4 protein-coding genes are annotated in these 3,886 nt (G+C 38.2%); all 4 read right to left on the bottom strand.

Annotated features, from left to right (window positions below; translation table 11 throughout):
• Positions 1-177: 177 nt before the first annotated feature.
• A complete protein-coding gene (locus IEW48_RS16225; protein WP_007506648.1) occupies positions 178-1,875 on the bottom strand; it encodes an IS1634 family transposase in 1,698 nt (565 codons plus the stop codon).
• A gap of 352 nt (positions 1,876-2,227) precedes the next feature.
• The gene (locus tag IEW48_RS17730; RefSeq protein WP_371874899.1) at positions 2,228-2,449 is read right to left on the bottom strand and encodes a transposase family protein; all 222 of its coding nucleotides are present in this window, start codon (positions 2,447-2,449) and stop codon (positions 2,228-2,230) included.
• 182 nt (positions 2,450-2,631) lie between these two features.
• The gene (locus tag IEW48_RS16215) at positions 2,632-2,865 is read right to left on the bottom strand and encodes a hypothetical protein (protein WP_188624663.1); all 234 of its coding nucleotides are present in this window, start codon (positions 2,863-2,865) and stop codon (positions 2,632-2,634) included.
• Between the two features lie 5 nt (positions 2,866-2,870).
• Positions 2,871-3,614: a minor capsid protein gene (locus IEW48_RS16210; RefSeq protein WP_188624662.1), complete on the bottom strand. Its 744-nt coding sequence runs from the start codon at positions 3,612-3,614 to the stop codon at positions 2,871-2,873.
• Positions 3,615-3,886 lie beyond the last annotated feature (272 nt).

The following is a 3,886-nucleotide window of genomic DNA, read 5'->3' as shown; positions in this document are numbered from 1 at the left end:
GGTAGATGTTGGTTTAGACAACTTCATTTTACCAAAGGATTGGGTGTTTTTCGCGTTTTTTGACCAAATTCCCCAGTTAAATCAAGGGATTCTCGTGTTTTTCAAGGTGCGAAAGTTGAGTTAAAAATAAAAAAAGCCTCCTAGAAGTGCGATGTGATCGCATTTCTGAGAGGCATGTTATTTTTCTGGCCGTATATATGCATCTGATTTTTTACCATACGCTGGAGCATCGTTCAACCCTAATGCGTGTAACATATCCTTAAAATCTTCATTTGGCTCATTTTTGATAAAGAATTCTTGTTCATCCATCTCGATTAACGAAATAGTTGCACTTCGAATGGCATCTTGAATTTTCTCTGTTGATAGCTCTACACCTTGTTGTTGTAATTTATATTCCAAGTATCGCTGGATGACTAATGCTAAGTAACAGACGACAAAGTGTCCTTTAATGCTTTCCTCTGTCCACACATAGATTGGACGTGTTTCTAGATTGCTCTTTAGTACACGAAAACTTTCTTCAATTTTCCATAGCCCATGATAAGCAGTGAGTACATCATCTGCAGCCAAAGAAGCATCACTGTATTGAATTCCGTAATACCCGTCGAATTGCTCGTCTATTTTTAGTTGTTCTTCGTTGAATGAAAGCTTGTCATCTTCTAGGAAGGTTAACTGGACATACTTTTTACCACCCTTTTTCATTTCCGCCTTCATCTGAGACGTTGACTCGACAAGTCGTTTTGATTTTGCGACAATTCGTTCCCGATCCTTCCGGTCTTTTTGTTGGCGTTTCAAAGACCAGGTGATTAAAAGCTGGTCATGTATGTGATATGTCTTACCGTCTTTTCGGACAGATGATTCAAATTCGCACTTTTTCCATTTGAACTCAGGCGATACATGTGTGTATCCTGTCTCATCTAACACCATTTCTTTTGCTTTTTTAGAGCCAGACCGTAGTTTATATCCCATAATGTATTCAAACCCCATGGACTTTAAGAAGAGTAAATTATTTTTCGAATTAATTCCTCGATCGGCGACAATGATTAATTTTTTAATCCCGTATTCATCACGCATTCGCCTTAATACAGGTTCAAACGTCTTAAAATCATTCGTATTTCCAGGGAACAGTTCATAACTTACTGGAATCCCATGATCATCTATGAGAAGTCCCATCACGACTTGTACTTGATTCACTTTATTGTCTTTTGAATAGCCAAACTTTTTTATATCGTCTGCCATGACAGATTCAAAATAGTATGTCGTCACATCATAAAAAGCGACAGCAAGGTTTCGGTTTATCTTCTTATCCATTTGTTTATTGAGATGTTTCTCTAAGTTCTCTTTTTGAGAAGAGAGAAAGGAAAGACTTCGATACAGTTGTTCCAGTTCACATGGAAAGCCATGGGCAAATCGCTCTTTCCCTTCAAACGTAGAAAGCTTTGAATCTGGAAATAATAATCGAGAAAAAGTCATGAGTGCTACTGGAACTTTGGTGCGAAACTGAATGTTAGAGTCTCTTTTTTGCCGGTAATCGAAGAAATAATCTAACGCTAGTTCCTTCCAAAGCATTCGATATAGTTCATATCCATAGTTTTTCAAAACCGCTCCATGTTGTACGTGAGAAGGTTCGCTTGCATGTAAAAAATCATGTAATCGCTCTGAAATCTTTTTTGCTTCTTGTTGTACTTTTTCCTGCTTCATCTTTTCCACTTTTGCTTGCAATTCTTCAATCGCCTGAGGGTTTTCGGCTAATAACTTTTCTTTGCTTCCAAATGATTGAATGACCCGAATTTTAGGCTTTTTTGTTTTAGGATCTCGATACGATTCCACGATTCGAACGTATTCTTTTCCTCGATTTTTATATACTTGGAGATTCATCACGCTCACCTCTTTTATTTATTATAACATATATACAAGAATATATACAACATTAAAAATAAAAAAGATGCTTAAAATATTGCTATTTCAATACTTTAAGCATCTTTTTTGGTTGTATAACTGTTAAAGTTAGGNGACATTTTATGAACAGAACAGACGGGGGTTGATTCCCATTCAGGAAGTACGCGTTTAAAGCGAGACTCATGCCTTGTTTCGTCTTAATTACCCAGTAGCCTGGACGGGAATGAAATCAAGGGCGTGGATACACGGGCGTAAGCCTTTACCCTTGATGAAATGGACGGACAGGCTATACTACAAAAAGACGAAACAAAGAGCATTTTTGAGAAATAACTTAAAAAGTTGTGATTATGTCCAAATTTAGGGGGTTAATCCGCTTTGGCCTTGACCACCCTACTTGGACAGTACGTGTTTTCCCACATTGCTCACACTTTGTTCTTGGAAGACGAGCGTGTAAGTATGTCTTGTATTCCCAAAAATCCAGGTGTCTCCAAGTTCTATTTTCATCTACGATATCATGGACAGGCTGATGGTAAGCACCGCAATGGGAGCACATAAATTTACTTCCCCGCGGGAAGTCTAGATATATATGCAGTATTTCATGTTCACGATCTAATAAATGTGAACTCACATACCAAGGTTGCTCAATGTGCAATGCTTCTTGAAATACATTTAATTCTTTTTGAAAATCTTTCATTTGACCATACCTTCGAAAACTTTGTTTTACTAGCAGTTTGGTCAACTATTATTTTTCTCAAACCCATATGATTTAGCGAGGAAGCATTTACGTTTTGCCTCGTTTAATTGACGAACGGCATAGCCATGACGACGCTTAAACCTATCTTGTACTTCTTTTGGTAGTAGAGAAACATCACGAATTGGCGTTATTTTATGCATACAATTCGGGTGAAAAATTAGATTACTTGCACGCAAATTATCATAAGTTAAATATCCATCAGTTACCCCATTCATTGAAATCACCATGCCCTCAAAATACTTACAAGGGTCAACAGCCCCATGTGAAGATATGATTGCAAGGTCAACCTCTCTTTGTGCCGATTCAACTCTCGTCCCTTCAATGTGTGCTTGTTGTAATTTGGTAGTGTCACCATTTCAGCGTAAGTGTCCAATTTCCATTGCCTTCCCAAACTATCCACGATACCTACGTTCCCTTCCACGTTCCAACGTTCCCGAAGCTCTTTCTTCGTTAACGTTTCAACCAATCTGCGGCGTGTGGTTCGACGTCCCTGACCTTGTGCCGCTTGTCTTCGCATTGTATCAGCAACGACCGAACGAACCATTTTTATTGTTTCACGTTTCATTTTTTGATTTGCGTATAACAAATCTTCAAATGTATCATCGATTAAAGCTTCAATGGTTGTTCTTGCAAGTCGGGACATTTTCGCATGTTTTGCGGCTTCACTCAATGTTCTTGCGTCCCCAAGAGCAAAAATCGCTTCAGCTTGACCGTCTTTAAACATATTGGGAATATATTCTTTAACCCATTCTTCAGCTTCTTCATCCAGTTCATTAAGGAGAACAGATAACTGTCGTATTGTTGAGTTCACTTGTTGACGTGAAATATCTTTTTCTTTCCCATAGGTCGCCAGCTCCTCAATTTCAAACTGAACTTCTTTCATAGCGTTCCTATAGGTTCTAATCAACCTATTTATTTCACGTTCGTAATTCGGAAGCGGTAAATCCAAACGTGGTCTTGACATAGAATCACCTCTTGCAAAAATGAAAACCCTCCGCGACTAACCGCGGAGGGTTTATGGATAAAAGAAATAATTTAGCGAAGCACCACTTAACCACAAATCGCAATGGTAGCCCCTGTACAGCCTAAAGCAGCAATTAAAGAACAAGTGTGAATGCTAAATTAGAATTAACAAAAATCGCTGGATAACAGTGAACACTATTTACCATAACATTCCTCTCCCAGTATCATATTACTGGAAACATCAAAACAGTTGGGAGAGGAAAATATGAATAA

The organism is Caldalkalibacillus thermarum (assembly GCF_014644735.1).
Taxonomy (GTDB): domain Bacteria; phylum Bacillota; class Bacilli; order Caldalkalibacillales; family Caldalkalibacillaceae; genus Caldalkalibacillus; species Caldalkalibacillus thermarum.
Note: the sequence above shows the minus strand (reverse complement) of the source record. Positions and strands in the feature narration are given on the sequence as shown.